This is a genomic window from Microcoleus sp. PH2017_34_RAT_O_A, from assembly GCF_020737885.1.
Taxonomy (GTDB): domain Bacteria; phylum Cyanobacteriota; class Cyanobacteriia; order Cyanobacteriales; family Microcoleaceae; genus Microcoleus.
Window position 1 is genome coordinate 32,720 of sequence record NZ_JAEQDD010000044.1, and the last position, 14,208, is coordinate 46,927.

16 protein-coding genes are annotated in these 14,208 nt (G+C 45.3%); 2 read left to right on the plus strand and 14 right to left on the minus strand.

Annotated features, from left to right (window positions below; all coding sequences use genetic code 11):
* Positions 1–48: 48 nt before the first annotated feature.
* Positions 49–705, minus strand: a complete 657-nt coding sequence (locus JGK11_RS16435; protein ID WP_293212287.1) for a leucine-rich repeat domain-containing protein — start codon at positions 703–705, stop codon at positions 49–51.
* Between the two features lie 120 nt (positions 706–825).
* Positions 826–2,025: a Coenzyme F420 hydrogenase/dehydrogenase, beta subunit C-terminal domain gene (locus JGK11_RS16440; RefSeq protein ID WP_293212288.1), complete on the minus strand. Its 1,200-nt coding sequence runs from the start codon at positions 2,023–2,025 to the stop codon at positions 826–828.
* A gap of 334 nt (positions 2,026–2,359) precedes the next feature.
* Here JGK11_RS16440 and JGK11_RS16445 point away from each other — a divergent pair, with 334 nt between their 5' ends.
* Positions 2,360–2,905: a hypothetical protein gene (locus JGK11_RS16445; RefSeq protein ID WP_293184932.1), complete on the plus strand. Its 546-nt coding sequence runs from the start codon at positions 2,360–2,362 to the stop codon at positions 2,903–2,905.
* Positions 2,906–3,180: 275 nt separating this feature from the next.
* Here the strand turns inward: JGK11_RS16445 and JGK11_RS16450 are convergent, their stop codons facing one another.
* The gene (locus tag JGK11_RS16450) at positions 3,181–4,653 is read right to left on the minus strand and encodes a DEAD/DEAH box helicase (protein WP_293184930.1); all 1,473 of its coding nucleotides are present in this window, start codon (positions 4,651–4,653) and stop codon (positions 3,181–3,183) included.
* Positions 4,654–5,494: 841 nt separating this feature from the next.
* On the opposite strand from JGK11_RS16450, the gene JGK11_RS16455 reads away from it, so the two are divergent.
* Positions 5,495–5,692, plus strand: a complete 198-nt coding sequence (locus tag JGK11_RS16455) for a hypothetical protein (RefSeq protein ID WP_293184928.1) — start codon at positions 5,495–5,497, stop codon at positions 5,690–5,692.
* On the opposite strand, the gene rimO is transcribed toward JGK11_RS16455, so the two are convergent.
* The 11 genes from rimO to JGK11_RS16510 form a co-directional block, all read right to left on the minus strand.
* Positions 5,667–7,025 (minus strand): 30S ribosomal protein S12 methylthiotransferase RimO, encoded by a 1,359-nt coding sequence (rimO, locus tag JGK11_RS16460; RefSeq protein ID WP_293212289.1) that lies wholly within the window; start codon positions 7,023–7,025, stop codon positions 5,667–5,669. The two genes, JGK11_RS16455 and rimO, sit on opposite strands and share 26 nt — an antisense overlap.
* A 182-nt stretch (positions 7,026–7,207) precedes the next feature.
* Complete coding sequence (locus JGK11_RS16465; protein ID WP_293184925.1) at positions 7,208–7,558, minus strand: type II toxin-antitoxin system PemK/MazF family toxin; 351 nt, start codon at positions 7,556–7,558, stop codon at positions 7,208–7,210.
* Positions 7,555–7,800 (minus strand): hypothetical protein, encoded by a 246-nt coding sequence (locus JGK11_RS16470; RefSeq protein WP_293184923.1) that lies wholly within the window; start codon positions 7,798–7,800, stop codon positions 7,555–7,557. The genes JGK11_RS16465 and JGK11_RS16470 overlap by 4 nt, the downstream gene beginning before the upstream one ends.
* Positions 7,801–7,835: 35 nt before the next feature.
* A complete protein-coding gene (locus tag JGK11_RS16475) occupies positions 7,836–8,906 on the minus strand; it encodes a pentapeptide repeat-containing protein (RefSeq protein ID WP_293184921.1) in 1,071 nt (356 codons plus the stop codon).
* A 12-nt stretch (positions 8,907–8,918) separates the two neighbouring features.
* Positions 8,919–9,350 carry a hypothetical protein gene (locus tag JGK11_RS16480; protein ID WP_293184920.1) on the minus strand — a complete coding sequence of 144 codons (432 nt, stop codon included), beginning with the start codon at positions 9,348–9,350 and terminating at the stop codon, positions 8,919–8,921.
* 85 nt (positions 9,351–9,435) lie between these two features.
* The gene (locus JGK11_RS16485) at positions 9,436–10,059 is read right to left on the minus strand and encodes a Uma2 family endonuclease (protein WP_293184919.1); all 624 of its coding nucleotides are present in this window, start codon (positions 10,057–10,059) and stop codon (positions 9,436–9,438) included.
* Positions 10,060–10,169: 110 nt separating this feature from the next.
* A complete protein-coding gene (locus JGK11_RS16490; RefSeq protein WP_293191720.1) occupies positions 10,170–10,805 on the minus strand; it encodes a Uma2 family endonuclease in 636 nt (211 codons plus the stop codon).
* 241 nt (positions 10,806–11,046) lie between these two features.
* Positions 11,047–12,084 carry an ATP-grasp domain-containing protein gene (locus JGK11_RS16495; protein WP_293212291.1) on the minus strand — a complete coding sequence of 346 codons (1,038 nt, stop codon included), beginning with the start codon at positions 12,082–12,084 and terminating at the stop codon, positions 11,047–11,049.
* A 2-nt stretch (positions 12,085–12,086) separates the two neighbouring features.
* A complete protein-coding gene (locus tag JGK11_RS16500; protein ID WP_366053799.1) occupies positions 12,087–13,478 on the minus strand; it encodes an ATP-grasp enzyme in 1,392 nt (463 codons plus the stop codon).
* 111 nt (positions 13,479–13,589) lie between these two features.
* Complete coding sequence (locus JGK11_RS16505) at positions 13,590–13,928, minus strand: type II toxin-antitoxin system PemK/MazF family toxin (protein WP_293184916.1); 339 nt, start codon at positions 13,926–13,928, stop codon at positions 13,590–13,592.
* Positions 13,915–14,139, minus strand: a complete 225-nt coding sequence (locus JGK11_RS16510; RefSeq protein ID WP_293184915.1) for a CopG family transcriptional regulator — start codon at positions 14,137–14,139, stop codon at positions 13,915–13,917. The genes JGK11_RS16505 and JGK11_RS16510 overlap by 14 nt, the downstream gene beginning before the upstream one ends.
* Positions 14,140–14,208 lie beyond the last annotated feature (69 nt).

Below are 14,208 nucleotides of genomic sequence, written 5' to 3' on the forward strand. Positions count from 1 at the left end.
GATTTGGGACTGAAGTATTTAAGGGCGATCGGGTTTCATTATAAAATTTTATGATTTACTTGGTACTCCCCACTTACAGATAGACTCTGGCTTGAGAGGACAAGTTTTGGGAGCGGGATTTCCGCTGAGGGAAAGTGCAGTCAGTTTAGTCAAAGATTTTAAGGATGTGATATCACTAATTTGATTGTCGCTGAGATTGAGTTCACTGACTTTAGTCAAAGATTGCAAGAGCTTGACATCGCTAATTTTATTGTTGTTGAGGTATAGCCAATTTAGCTTAGTCAAAGATGGCAAAGGCGTGATATCGCTGATTTGATTGAATCCGAGGTAGAGCCAAGTCAGATTAGTCAAAGATTCCAGCGGTTTAATGTCACTGATTTGATTGCCACCGAGGTTTAGACTCGTCAGTTGAGTCAAAGATTTTAAGGGTTTGATATCACTGATTTTATTGTTTTTGAGATCGAGTTCGGTGATACTTGACAGTTTTTGATTAGCCGCATCGCACTCAGTAGTCCCTGCTGTCTTCAGCAACACCTCAACAGTATTTTTGGCTTCAGCACTCAAAGAAGCTTTCTCGCGACACAGTTGAGCAAATGTTTGTTCAGTATTTCCCGATTTCGGATCGGTGGCTGACTCCGAAGGTTTACTTCCACATGATGCGAGGAGTACACAACAAGCAAGTGCGATCGACCTTTGTAAATTCATCTGTTTTGTGCAACCGTAAGTGTCATAATCTGTGTCATCTAATTTCAGTAATTGTATACAACAAGGACACGGCAATGCCATGCCCCTGAAAAACATCCCTTAAAAACTCTCTCAATCAGCTCACTCCGGCAACTTATACTGCCCCACAATTCGCTTAGCATATTCCGGCACGTGAGCCTCCAATTTTTCGGGATAATTCCGCTTCACATACAGATAATTGCGAGTGAAATGAGAATCAATTGAAAACCGAGCATATTCCAAACCCTTCGGCCCAATTCTCTCAATAAACACTCCCATCAACTTCGCCGCCCACATCGGCAAAGTCACACCTTTCTCGTAAGCTGGAATACTTTGTTGAACAGCCTCTTTTCTATTTCCCTGAGACATCACCGGCTGAGTGTTTAGCTGATCCGCTACCAAGTCTAACATTTCTTGCCCAGTATCATTTCGTACCACAATCCACTGCCAGCCAAAAGGTGCACCCATGTAGCCCACCACTAAATCTGCTAAGGAATTAACGTAATCAAAACAGCTCAAACAAGAAGGAGCAAACACATCTTTCAATTCTTTTGTATTCAATCCGAAAAATGGCACTTTTTCCGTAGAACCATCTTCGTGTTTGAAGTGAACGTTAAAGTCTTGCATAAACTCGTAAGACACCACTGTTTCGGGAGAACGGCTAGTCGTGTCTAGGAATTTCTGTAAGCCCGCGCGGCTAACATTATCCACACAGGGAGTTCCGAGAACGTAGAGCTTTTCTAAACCGAGTTGTTTCTCGACTGTGCGTAATGCTTGAATTTGACAGCCGACTCCGATGACTAACAGCCGCTTCATCCCCGACTTTTCGATTTGTTCCAATACTGAAAGGTTGGGTGACAAAGTGGGTTTGTTGACTTTTGCTGCGAGAATTTCTTCGCGATTTGTCGCAATTATCGGCATTGGTTGAAAGCGGTCTTCTTTTGTATTTTGGACGCAGACAACGCCTTCAACGATGCCTTTTTCCAGCATTTCGATCGCAATTGAGCTGACAATTCCCGTCCACTGAGCGCCTTCTATTGGTTCTTTTTTCTTGGCCGCCATCATATTTTGACTGACGCCGAAGTACCAATCGTCGGGATTGTCGAGATTGCGCGATCGCCCGTGAATCTCCTCTTCCAGTTCTGCGATATGCTGAGTTAAGAAAGCGCAAGCTTCCTTGACATAATGGATATAATATGTATCGCACAAACCGCACTCGCTGCAAAGTTCTTTAGCGGGGCGGCGGCTGCCCGGTTTCAGGGCTTTAGATTTCTGGTGTTTAGTGGAATCTATGGCGGTCATCTAAATTGCAAATTTTATGGAGAAAGGGCTTTTGTTAGGATATCACACCCATTCCGGTGATGAAGTATTCGCGCTAATTAAACGTAAAATGGTGTTGGTATTCAGAAACCCCGAATAAAGACGAGCACGGGGGTACGCCCCCTACTAAAACCGGATTTCTCTATGTTATATTTTTGGGGATGAATATCCTTACTCCTTTAGTCCTCGCAGGCGGACTTTGGCTGTTTAGGAGCGAATTGTATTCGCCCGCAATCATTAGTATTTATCCGGATATAACAGGGTATTGCAGGAATAAACTGCAAAATAAAGGTATAAAAAAATGGTAAGATTGTTTGTGACAACAGCCGTTGCTGGCATCATGCTCAATATCGCAATTTCGAGCTTCGGATTTGCTGCTTTAATTCGCCCTGTTGTGGGTATGAATCAAACTGTTGTGGCTCTAGAAAGTATGTTGAACGCCACACAAAAGCCGGCGGCGATCGACTATTCGCGCTTGGGGATTGGCCCAGTTCGTTTGGGGATGTCTGTAGAAGAGGCTAAACGCAAGTTGGGCAAACCGCAGCGGGATGAAACTAAACCGGGTAGCAAGGCTATGGGTGGCAAGATTCGCACGCTAACCTACTCGAAATTGACGGTAGCAGCCTGGAATGGCAAAGTTTATTTAATTTCTACTACGAATCCCAAGTACGTAACAACGAGTAGTATTAAGGTAGGAGATAAAAGTCAAAAAGTCCTTAAAACTTACGGTTACAGCTCGCAATCCGTGCAGGGTGGAGTGAGTCGGTTGACTTACAGCAACGACCAAAAGGCTTCTAATTTGGTTTTGGAACTGAAGGGCGATCGCGTGCAAAAGATTATTGTCGGCACGCAGCTCAACTAAAATACTACACAACCTTCCAAAAATCCCCCTGTAGAGGTTTGTAGTGAGGACTTCAGTCCTTGTTACTTCAGAGGATTTTTAGGTTTGCTGAAAACAAGTATTGAGCATCACGTGCAGTCAAGGTACGTAGTTGCGCTTCAGCGCTCTTTATATCTATGAAAGAGCGCTGAAGCGCAACTACGTACCTATAGATTAATTCCACACATAAAAAAATAAGGTGCGAATTTCGCACCCTACCAGTTAGAAAATAAGGCGCGCAGCGCGCACCCTACTAATTAGCTGTTCTGGGGAACGGGAGCAGGAACGCTCGAACCGACTGAATTAGTCGGCGCGCCAGTCTTAGCCCGCTTCTTGATCAAGATTGGCTTGACGCTGTTTTCTCCACCAATAGGGGGATCTTCTTGTTGAGCGTAATCCGCGCCCATCCAAGCCGGACGGCTTTGATCGAAGGCCATTTGCAAAGCTGCTGCGGCGATCGCATGGGAGTCGTATTCCTCGGACAACTGAGACACCAGAGGCAAGAAAGATGCCATCCGTTCGCCAGCCAAAGCTTCGCGAACTTTACCCTGCATCTTTTCCAACTGACGAGCTTCTATTTGAGCCCGTGTCGGAATGTTTCGTACAGTCAAGCTCGATCGCACGTGGCGTTCAATCAAGCGCAATTTGCGGCGATCCACTGGTTGAATCAGCGTGATCGCAGTTCCTTCGCGGCCGGCCCGGCCCGTGCGTCCGATCCGGTGAACGTAGCTTTCTACGCTATCGGGCAAATCGTAGTTAATAACGTGAGTCAAGTGATCCACATCCAAACCCCGCGCAGCAATATCAGTCGCCACTACCCAGCGGACTTGACATTGGCGGAACCGATGCAGCAAACGTTCCCGCTGTGCCTGATTCAAATTACCGTGATATTCGTCAACGCTGTGGCCTGCTGCTTGCAGTTGGCTAGTAAGTTCCGCCGCCGACTGCCGAGTCCGCACAAAAATCAGCGCCGATTCCGGGTCTTCCATTTCTAGGATTGGCTGCAAAGCTCTTGCCTTAGACCAGCCGCGGGGAACCATATACACGCCTTGGCTGATGCGTTTCGGCGTTGCTTTTGGTTGTTCTACTGTGACGTTGACTGGGTTCCGCAAATGCCGCGCTACCAATTTCCGAATAGAAGCTTCCATCGTCGCCGAGAAAAATGCCGTTTGACGGTCTTTTGGTGCAGCATCCAAGATTCTTTCCACATCTTGGATAAAGCCCATGCTCAGCATTTCGTCAGCTTCATCCAAAACCAGCCACTGTACCTTGTCGAGTTTCAGGCTGCCGCGGCTGAGCATATCCAATATGCGTCCGGGTGTACCGACAACAATGTGAACGCCGCGCTTCAAACGCTGCATTTGGCGATCGATCGATTGACCGCCGTACACGGTCAGAACTTGCAGAGAGCGACCGACTTTTACCGGGCCGTCGCTGCTGATACCGCTCAAATCGCGGATGGCTTCAGTTACCTGCATGGCCAATTCACGAGTCGGTGTGAGCACCAATGCTTGCACCGCAGTTAGATCTAAATCAATCCGCTCCAAGATGGGCAACGAGAATGCTGCCGTTTTGCCCGTTCCAGTTTGAGCTTGACCCACAACGTCGCGGCCTGCTAGCAGGTGCGGAATTGCTTGTACTTGGATGGGAGTAGGTTCTGTAAAGCCGAGTGTTTCCAGATGGAGAACGAGTTCTTCGGAAAGACCCAAACCTTCAAACAATAAATTCATTAATTCTCCTAATAACGAGTCTTAGCCTTCTAAGTTGCCCAACTCGGATGCGGATTTCTGCTCTAGGGCAGGAACTCATTGTGAGTTCTGTATGGTGCTGCGCCTGCGCGCACCTTTTCAAATAGCAATCGAGTATAGGGCAGCTCCGTCGATGGTGACTAATTTACCGATTCGACAGCCGTCTTTGATTTTCTGACATCACCGATACCAACCGCCAGCGGTGGGGTTATCGGCTTCCAACATTCTTTAAACAGTACATTGGACTTCCTTTGAGGTACTTGCAAGCTTTCTCTCTAGGGCATTTTATAGTGAGGATGATGACCAGCCCCACTTTACTACATATATAGTAGTTACAGTTTTGTTGGTTCAGGCGCTATCCCGCAATCCGTCGCCTGCGGGATTCAACAGGGTATGTAGCGACCGTCAGTCGATTTTAGATTTTAGATTTTAGATTTTAGATTTACTCCACAGATGAATCTGGCAGCTTGAACTAGCGTCTAAAATTTTAATCTCTCTACTCCTGGCGTCGGCGGCTTCTATCCGTTTTTGGACTACCGTTACCGCCTATCCATCTCAACACTCTTTCGGGATACCGTTGTGGTGTAGGGCGGACGGCGAAGCAATCTCAAATTCTCCCCGCTGGTTTCTGACTTTATATTAGCATAACTCTTTACATTCAGAAACAAAACAGTGAACTACCCGACGCTGACCTGCGGTAGAGCACGGGCTTCCCAATTCATTGGCAACAGCCGCCAGAACTCCGTAATTCTATTGGTCTTACATTGCCTCGCCCGGGCAGGAGTCCTTCCAAGACCCATACTTTTTCTGGCAACACGTACCTATGAGCTTGGTTTTCGCTTACGGCATTGGTGGTCAAGATGTACCAATTTTATCAGAAGAATTGCTCGTTTCCTCATCCACCCCGTCGCTGTTCCACAGCACGGCTTGGAATTCGACTCGCGGGAGTGGAATCGTCAACTCACTGGCACTCATCCCGACGCGAGGCTACGCTCCTAGCGGGGGGCTGATACTGCTTTAGCTAACGAGACAGTTCGAGCGATTTCTACTTGACCATGAAGGTCGTAGAAATCTGCGTCTGTAATTTTCACAGGTACGATCGATCCCAGCCGTGCTTCTCCTGTCACATAGACGAGTCCGTCTACTTCTGGGGAGAACCGGGCGGATCTACCAATCAACTCACCTGTCTCTGGTTGTTCTTGTTCTATCAGGACATCAACTACCTGACCGACAGATTCTTGATTCTTTTTTAATGATATAGGTTGTTGTGCCGCCATAACTGCATTTCGCCAAATTTCCATTTTTTCTGCTGGGAGTTGATTTGGCAAGCTGTAGGCTGGGGTGCCTTCTTCGGCGGAAAATGTGAATACTCCGACGTGATCGAATTCGTGGCGCTTGACAAATTCCAGCAAGTGTGCTGCGTGTTCGTCTGTTTCGCCAGGGAAGCCGACTATAAAAGTTGTCCGCATCACGGCACCAGGAATTGATGCTTTCAGGCGATCGACTATAGCATCATTAATCCCAGCTTGAAAAGGCCGATTCATCGCGCGCAGAACTTCGGGATGGGAATGTTGCAGCGGTAAATCTAAGTATGGCAAAACGTTGTGAGTTTCGCGGATGGCTTCGACAACTTGGGGAGTCAAACCTGTAGGATAGGCGTAGTGCATCCGAATCCAAGGTACATCTACTTCGCCCAAAGCGCGGAGTAATTCGGCTAGTTTGGGTTCGCCATAAATATCTTTGCCGTAGTTGGTGGTAATTTGAGAAATTAGGATAATTTCCTTTACCCCTTCGGAGGCTAATTGCTTAGCTTCAGCGACAATAGATTCTATGGTGCGCGATCGCTGATTTCCGCGCAAGTGCGGGATAATGCAAAAAGCGCAACGGTAGTCACAGCCTTCGGCTATTCGCAGATAAGCGACACCTTCCGATGTTGTGCGATAGCGAGGAGTAGTTTCGTCAGCGATGTAAGTAGGTTCACTAGAGACGAGGGAAACTCGATCGCCCTTTTCGACCCTTTGCATCACATCGACTATTTTATGATAATCACCAGTGCCGACAATTGCGACGGCTTCGGGCAATTCATCCAGCAATTGCTGCTGAAAATGCTGTGCCATGCAGCCAGTGATGACTACTTTTTTATTAGCTTCGGCTAATTCTACCAGGGTGCGGACTGATTCTTCTCGCGCAGCTTGGATAAAACTGCAAGTATTGACGACGACGTAATCGGCTAATTCTTCATTAGAATCGACTTCATAGCCTGCTTGAGCCAGCAAGCCAATCATGTGTTCGGTATCAATGCGATTTTTTTCGCAGCCGAGGTGGGTAAATGCGATCGTTGGCTTCGTTGCCATGCAGTAATATTTGCTGTTGCGCTATTTTCAAGAACGTTTTATGGTATCACACAATTTCTAAAATTGCAAGGTTGCGTGAATTTGAACCGGGAATTCAGCATCAAAACCAAATAAACCGGATTTTTGGGAGTTTCTGCGCTGGAAATCTATCACAGTACAGAATTATTTTATATGATGATTCTCTATAAATTTAAAAGAATACGCAGTCTTTCCTCTACCATCATTAATGTTGTTGGAGAAACTGCGCCCCACAGTTCAAAAAGTCTTTCTATACTAATTGAGCGTACATCTTCACATTTGATGAAACTTCGCTGTCTAAGTCCTCCTTCTGGAGGGTTAACTTCAACGTGCCAGGGGATTCCCTTATCCTTAGATGTAACTGGCAGCACAACGACTAATGCCGAAGCACCCTGATTGAATGAATCTACAGATACTATCAGACAGGGACGCTTGCCAGACTGCTCGCGTCCTCGTATTGGATTCAAGTCAATCAGCCATATATCACCGCGTGATGGTTTTGCTGCTGAGGTCATTCTAAACCATCCTCTAAAGTAATATCCCAGACCGATCGTTCTTCAAGTTCTTCTTGCCAAGCTTCGGAGTTATTGCGTAGAGCAATATAAGCTTGGTTTGCTGCTTCTAAAAACTGTTGTCTTCGGTATTGTTCGATCGCTTGTTCGAGAACTGCTTGGATTGATTTTCCAGAGTTTGCAGAGAGTTCTGCGAGGATTTTATAAGATGTATTGGCGATCGTAACTGTAGAAGTTTGATTCATGTTAGTTTTTTACTTACCCCAAAGTTACCCAACTATTATAGCTCGTATTCAAGTATCCGTTCGTCTTGCGGGAAATCTTGCGGGAAGATTGCACCTCGGTTTTGTAGTTCATACTTTGCATCTTCAGATAGTCCGGCATTGTTACCAAATCGAGAACTTTCTACTTTGGCAGTGCTCAGATTGGCATTGCTCAAGTCGGCATTGCTCAAATCGGCATTGCTCAAATCGGCATCACTCAAGTTGGCACTGCTCAAGTTAGCATCGCTCAAATTGGCGGTACTCAGGTTGGTCGCTGTCAAATTAGCATTGTGCAAATTGGCATTGCTTAAATTGGCATTGCTTAAGTCAGCATTAATCAAATCGGCACCGCTCAAGTCCGCATCGCTTAAGTCGGCAAAACTCAAGTCGGCATCCATTAGCAAAGCATTTCTCAAGTCAGCACCACTTAAGTCAGCGCGACAAAGTTTTACGTTTGTTAGTTTAGCATTGCTTAAGTTCGCAAAACTCAGATCGGTACGACTCAAATCGGTATTATCTAAGTCAGCGCCACTGAGATTGAATCGGCTCAATTTGCAGCCAACTGCTTTAACACTACTTAAATCAGCTCCTGCTAAATCTTTATCTGGATTTAGACCAGCCTGTTTCATCAATTCCGATAAATTATCTGTATCTGCTTCAAGGATTTGTTTGATGTCATTTGCAAGCAATTCAGACTCACTAGAGTTAGGAAGTTGCGATTGTCGTCCCTCAAATTTAGTCGGCTCAGACTCACTGGTATTAGGAATTTGCGATTGCTTTGTTCCACTCGCAATGACAGGATGATGTTTGAGTTGCGATTGCTTCGTTTCACTCGCAATGACAGAATTCTGTATTAGCTGAGTCTGCCTCGCATAAAATTTAGTCAGTCGCTTCTCTTCGCTCCAAGCAACAAACGCAATTCCCCCAACTACACTTAACCCTACTGTCAAAGCTGGCGGACTTCCTCCTGTCAGCAACAGTATCCCCAACAAACCAACACCAACTTGAGCCGTTTGCTTGACTAAAGAATTTAATCCAGCTTCAGCTTCTTCATAAAGACTAATTTGTTTCCGGTTGACTAAAGTCATATCAAATATCTCCTAGGGATTATTTTTCAAATCTTTTAAATCTGCCCAAAATCTACCAATAATTCGACCTGCGAGAACTATCCACAACAAAAAATCAGAAGCTACAATAATGAAACAAGCATAACGAGATACACCCCAAGGGCTTTCTTTTAGACAAATATCGAAACCTGAAAAATCTTTACCGATAATAATTTCACCGATTAAACCGGGAAGTTTTAAAAGAATACCGATCGCGATCGCATCCTGAATTGACCCAAAAACTGTTCTCCCAAGTTGACCCATTAACCCATATAACACCTGATCGACAACCTCTAAAACATTCATCACTAACTTTTGCGTGAATGTACCCAATTTCGTACTTACTGGAGGAGATGGCACTACAGGAGTTGGACTCGATTGGGATGGTGTCGGAGTCGGAGTCAGCGGATTCGGCGGCGTAGTCATTACGGCACGGTATAAATTTTTATAAATATCGATCGCACTTTTTCAGATTATATCACACCAGAAAGTCTAGGAATAACAGCTTTGGTTAGTTCGGCAAACCAGCAAGAAAAATCTTCTCTGCCGTTAATTTCAACTCTGGGAATGCCAGCGATTCAACTATGTCATTTCCCCGAAATTGGCTGATTTGATATTCCCCGTCAACCAACTGATAAACCGAGATAGTAGGTTGTTTCGGATTACCAATAAAGCGTCTGCCGCCCAAAGCAGCATAATCCACAACCCAATATTCCGGGATACCCAATCTTTCATAATCAGCTACTTTAACCAGGTAATCATCTTGCCAGTTCGTACTGACAACCTCTACAGCCAATCGCACCGAAGATCCCATCGTGATGACGGATTCTTTTTTCCAGCGTGGTTCGTTTGCAAGTGCGGTTCTGTCTAGGACTATTACGTCTGGTTGATAACCTGCTTCGTCACGGACGGGTTTAATTAGGCAATCACCAGGGATAAAGTAAGGCAATTGCAGCCGTCTGATTTCAAAATTGATTTCACTGGAAAGAAAACCCGTAACTTCCGAATGGTCGCCGGTTCCTAAAGGCATTTCAACAATTACTCCGTTGTGTAGTTCGTACTTATGGACAGAGTTCTCTGGATACCAGGCAACGAACTCATCAAACGTGATTGTTTTGGATATGGTTTGGATCATGTTGCGGTTTCCTCTGTCTGGTGATTAGTATGCGGAAAGCTAGAAGATTACACAATGTACAAAGTACAATTTTTGATATTCTTTTAATATCCGATCGCCCCCCAGTCGTTCTAGCTCGGCTCGGTTGGAGGCAGACCGGCTCGAAAAATCACCTCGGTAGTCAACCTCAACTCTGGGAAAGCCAGCGATTCAACTATGTCATCGCCCTTAAACTGTTTTACCTGATACTCGCCGTCAACCAACTGGCAAACCGATAGTGTGGGTTGTTTGGGAGTACCGATGAACTTGCGGCCGCCCAAACCGAGGTAGTCCACAATCCAGTATTCGGGGATGCCCATTTCTTCGTAGTCGGCGAATTTGAGATGGTAATCGTCCCGCCAGTTGGTACTGACGACCTCTACAGCCAGTCGCACCGAAGACCCCATCGTGATGATGGATTCCCTATCCCAGCGCGGTTCTTTTGTGAGAGCTGCTTCGTCTAGGACAACTGCGTCTGGCAGGTAGCCCGCCTCGTTGCGGACGGGTTTGAGCAGGCAGTCGCCGGGGATAAAGCAAGGCAATTTCAGTCGCCTGATTTCTGCGCTGATTTCGTCCCTGGTTAAACCTATAACGCGGGAATGGCGGCCAGTTCCTAAAGGCATTTCAACAATTACTCCATTGTGTAGTTCGTACTTATGGACAGAGTTCTCTGGATACCAGGCAACGAACTCATCAAACGTGATTGTTTTCGATATGGTTTGGATCATGTTGTGGTTTCCTCTGTCTAGCGATTAGTATGCGGAAAGCTCAAATATTACACAAGGATTTACGACAACGTTGTTCGTAATCCTTGACATAGGAAGTGAAGTTTGGTATAGTCTCGCGTCCATAATATCAAAATACCGATCGCGTCGATCGACCTCAAGAAATTAGGAGACGGCAGTGCCGTGTCCCTACCCACAATAATACTGTAGGGACACGGCATTGCCGTCTCCTCTATATCATTCCTTAGTTATTTGGGATTTTACATAAAGCATTTTGCAACATACTTTCAAAAAAAGTATCCAGAGAAGTTCCCGATGCTTTCGTCATCGCAGAAAGTACACTTTTCTGAGCAAAAGAACAGTAAAGCCCCGCTTCCAAGAACCAAGGTTTTCCCTGCGGATCTATCCGAAAATCAAATAGACTATAATCGCGACAACCCAAAGCTATATGAGATTTTCTGGCCATATCCCAAACTCTCTCAGTTGCCGAATCGCTGATGTCAACTATCCACGATTTGGTACTATCTTTAGCGGCATAACCCAAGCTGCCATCGTCATTTTGTTTCAGCTTATCGGCATAACTCCGAATCGGCATTGTATCGGCATCTAGAGCATATTCTTCTAGTGGCAAACAGACTAACTCGCCTGCTTTGACGATGATTCCACAGCGAACTTCTCTACCCAATTCAATGAATTTTTCTACTAGCACTTCATCTGAATGAGTCAATGCTTTCTGCAAAGCTGCATCATAGTCAGCAGCATTTTTCACGAAAGCCACTCCAATGGAATTATCACTATTCACTGGCTTAAGTACGATCGGGAAATCAATCAAAGTTCGATCGCCCGCACGGACAACTTCTCCCAACGGTACACTTACCCCAGCGGCTGCTACCACTGCTTTAGTCCTCGCTTTGTCAGCCACCAGCGCCATCAACTCTGCGGGATTACCCACATAAGGAATACTCAGCAGATCGAAGAAGCTGCGGTATTGAGTCATGCCTGGGATGCAAAACATCTGGGGGATCATTACGTCAATCTTTAGGTCGGTCAGCACCTGCACAGCGTCCGCTAAAGACATGGGATGAGCGGCCTCGATCGCACTTTTATCGAGAGATGTCGGAAAACGCCAGGTGCGATCGGGAGAAACATAGGCAATATGAAATTCATACAGTGCTGAATTAGCCGTATTCTCCAAACAATCTTGGGCGTAAAGGCGTGACAAGTCACAGTAAAAATCACTGACTGCCGATCCAACTAAATGCAAAACCCGTAATACTGACATACTCAATCTCCTCCTATTTCCACAAGTTTGCCAATATTAAAATCAATCCGAATCCACTCTTTCGGCTTCTGCAAATTTCCCCATAACAATAATGGGATTTGCCAATGATGCACCATCAAAAATGGTAATGGATCGTTCCAATCGAAGATGGCATCTTTACCTTGAACAATAATTTGTAACCGCTCAGAAACTAGCTTTGGCGACGACAAATTAGTCACCAATCGCCAAATTTCGTGGTAAATCCAGTAAGTCGGGCGGCTAGATGCCAAGGGCTGCACAGTTTGTGGTAAAGAGTCGCGATCTAAATAAGCCTTGGCGACATCGGGATGGTTGTAAAACATCGTGATAGCTGAATGGGTGCGGGGATTACATTCGATCGCATAAATCTCTCCATCATCCGCCGCCTGAATGAAATCAAAGGAAACTTGTCCAGTCAAATTGAGACTTTTGGCAAACAGACGAATCCAATTTTCGATATCCGGGCGATCGACATTTTCGTAGTTAACCTGAAATGCTGATGATTCACAACAACAATGCAACTGAACATGACCATCACGGATGGTACTGTGAGTGCAGAACTCTTGCCCCGGAATATACTCTTGCATAATCCAAGGTTTACTCTCGGAAATTGGTAAAGAGTTGACAAAAGTGGCTGTTTCGGCTGGGGTTTCGCAGGGTAATTTAGTGAGATCTAATCTGCGAATAGAATCGTAGGGAATACTTTTGATAATGTATTTGCGCTGTGCACCAGTGAAGTCAAAATCAATTACTTGCTGGGGATTTGTAATTAGGTAAGACTTCGGAACTCGCAGCCCCAAGGCTTCGGCAGCAGCGGCAAATGTATATTTATCATCCAATCTTTGCAGCATTTCTACATCTACGTGCATTACCGTACAGTGGGGAGAAAGTACGCTTTGGACTTCGGCATCGTAGTAACTGGCGACGGGACTACAAACGGGCACGTAAACATTAACTCCCTCTTGTTGGACGATTTTTAGGAGTGCTTGCGGGTATTCCTCTGTCTGGGGATTTGGTACTGTATAAAAGCGATCGACTGCCCAAGAGTAACGATGACCGGTTAGCCAGTATTTCTCAGTTTCTATCAAAATTACCCGATGACCGGCCTTGTGGAACGATCGGGCTAGCTGTAATGCCTTAGTCATCTTGCCGCCACTGATCAAAATCGTTTGCGGATTGGTTGCGGGCGATCGAGACTGGAACGGTTTGATGATGATGAATCTCAGCAATGCCACCATTGTCAAAGTTAGATTCAGGGGCATTACTAATAGCAATAATGTCAGAGTTGCTATGGTTTTAATTGCTGTTTGGAATCCCATACTTCCCACTTTTATTTCTGGTTCAGATGGCATCGTTGCAACTGAATTTGTTTTCATAATAATTTTCTGGTATGACATACTAACGGGAGATCCCTACTTTTAAAATATACTCGTAGGGGGAAGCCTTCCGGCAGTAAATCTCTGGTTCTGACGAATTAATTCTCTATGTTAATCGACATCTAAATGCAGTTTTAGAGCAATATTTACAAGCTGCATAATTTCCTCATTCAAACTTCCCACTGCATCGCTGGTAATTCGCTGTTTAGAAATTGTCCGTATTTGCTGTGCTTGCACTTTAGAAGATTTGGATAAACCGCTATCCTCTGGATTTAGCAATACCTCGAAAGGGTAGATACGGGTTATATTCGAGGTAATTGGTAGAATTGTAACTGTATTGGCGGCACGGTTATTAGCATCATTGCTTACCACCAATACGGGACGGCGTTTGTCTATCTCAGAACCAACCGTAGGACTGAGATTCGCGTAGTAAATTTCACCACGTTTCATCTGTTAATCCATCGGCAACCGTTAAATCCCAAACGGAGTCTACTTCACTAGATGCTTGTCGGTAAGCAGATTCTAGTTCTTGATTCCTCAACAATTCTAAAGCTAATTCAATTACTTTGGATGGCGATTTGCATCCTTTAGCAATTTTGTAGCTTTCAATGAACTGTAGTAGTGATTGTGGTAGGGAAATTGATATTTCTTTAGCTTGCATTATCTTAGCAATTGGTAATTACAAAGATTTCTACTTAACTATAGCATAAGCAGTAAATCAGGAGACGGC

Excerpts from the sequence above, each read along its gene's own strand:
- JGK11_RS16435 (WP_293212287.1), bottom strand. The coding sequence starts at position 705 with ATGAATTTACAAAGGTCGATCGCACTTGCTTGTTGTGTACTCCTCGCA.
- JGK11_RS16440 (WP_293212288.1), bottom strand. The coding sequence starts at position 2,025 with ATGACCGCCATAGATTCCACTAAACACCAGAAATCTAAAGCCCTGAAA.
- JGK11_RS16450 (WP_293184930.1), bottom strand. The coding sequence starts at position 4,653 with ATGAATTTATTGTTTGAAGGTTTGGGTCTTTCCGAAGAACTCGTTCTC.
- JGK11_RS16455 (WP_293184928.1), top strand. The coding sequence starts at position 5,495 with ATGAGCTTGGTTTTCGCTTACGGCATTGGTGGTCAAGATGTACCAATT.
- rimO (WP_293212289.1), bottom strand. The coding sequence starts at position 7,025 with ATGGCAACGAAGCCAACGATCGCATTTACCCACCTCGGCTGCGAAAAA.
- JGK11_RS16465 (WP_293184925.1), bottom strand. The coding sequence starts at position 7,558 with ATGACCTCAGCAGCAAAACCATCACGCGGTGATATATGGCTGATTGAC.
- JGK11_RS16470 (WP_293184923.1), bottom strand. The coding sequence starts at position 7,800 with ATGAATCAAACTTCTACAGTTACGATCGCCAATACATCTTATAAAATC.
- JGK11_RS16475 (WP_293184921.1), bottom strand. The coding sequence starts at position 8,906 with ATGACTTTAGTCAACCGGAAACAAATTAGTCTTTATGAAGAAGCTGAA.
- JGK11_RS16480 (WP_293184920.1), bottom strand. The coding sequence starts at position 9,350 with ATGACTACGCCGCCGAATCCGCTGACTCCGACTCCGACACCATCCCAA.
- JGK11_RS16485 (WP_293184919.1), bottom strand. The coding sequence starts at position 10,059 with ATGATCCAAACCATATCCAAAACAATCACGTTTGATGAGTTCGTTGCC.
- JGK11_RS16490 (WP_293191720.1), bottom strand. The coding sequence starts at position 10,805 with ATGATCCAAACCATATCGAAAACAATCACGTTTGATGAGTTCGTTGCC.
- JGK11_RS16495 (WP_293212291.1), bottom strand. The coding sequence starts at position 12,084 with ATGTCAGTATTACGGGTTTTGCATTTAGTTGGATCGGCAGTCAGTGAT.
- JGK11_RS16500 (WP_366053799.1), bottom strand. The coding sequence starts at position 13,478 with ATGAAAACAAATTCAGTTGCAACGATGCCATCTGAACCAGAAATAAAA.
- JGK11_RS16505 (WP_293184916.1), bottom strand. The coding sequence starts at position 13,928 with ATGAAACGTGGTGAAATTTACTACGCGAATCTCAGTCCTACGGTTGGT.
- JGK11_RS16510 (WP_293184915.1), bottom strand. The coding sequence starts at position 14,139 with ATGCAAGCTAAAGAAATATCAATTTCCCTACCACAATCACTACTACAG.